1 rRNA gene is annotated in these 822 nt (G+C 49.5%); it reads right to left on the reverse strand.

Going from position 1 to position 822, the window contains the following annotated elements:
• A 23S ribosomal RNA gene (locus DWU89_RS20435) occupies nucleotides 1-822 on the reverse strand; the annotation flags it as partial.

The raw sequence follows: 822 nt of genomic DNA on the forward strand, positions 1-822 counted from the left end.
CACATCCATAGCTTCGGTAAACAGTTTATGCCCGAGTATTATCCACGCCAGACTCCTCGACTAGTGAGCTGTTACGCACTCTTTAAATGAATGGCTGCTTCCAAGCCAACATCCTAGCTGTCTCTGCAGTCTGACTTCGTTAGTTCAACTTAACTGTTATTTGGGGACCTTAGCTGATGGTCTGGATTCTTCTCCTCTCGGACGCGGACCTTAGCACCCGCGCCCTCACTCCACGGCAATATATAGTACGCATTCGGAGTTTATCTGGACTTGATAGGCGGTGAAGCCCTCGCATCCAATCAGTCGCTCTACCTCATACTATACTAACCGCAGGCTGCACCTAAATGCATTTCGGGGAGTACGAGCTATCTCCAAGTTTGATTAGCCTTTCACCCCTACCCTCAGTTCATTGGAACACTTTTCAACGTATACCCATTCGGACCTCCAGTTAGTGTTACCTAACCTTCATCCTGACCAAGGGTAGATCACTTGGTTTCGCGTCTACTCCCTCCGACTAAATTGCCCTGTTCAGACTCGCTTTCGCTTCGGCTCCGTACCTGAAGTACTTAACCTTGCCGGAGAAAGTAACTCGTAGGTTCATTATGCAAAAGGCACGCCGTCACATCCGAAGATGCTCCGACCGCTTGTAGGCAGACGGTTTCAGGGACTATTTCACTCCTCTGTTCGAGGTTCTTTTCACCTTTCCTTCACAGTACTGGTTCGCTATCGGTCTCTCGGGAGTATTTAGCCTTACGGGATGGGCCCCGCTAATTCACACAGAATTTCTCGTGCTCCGCGCTACTCAGGATACCACTAAGCTTC

Origin of the sequence: Parabacteroides acidifaciens (assembly GCF_003363715.1) — a bacterium.
In the GTDB taxonomy this organism is placed as follows: domain Bacteria; phylum Bacteroidota; class Bacteroidia; order Bacteroidales; family Tannerellaceae; genus Parabacteroides; species Parabacteroides acidifaciens.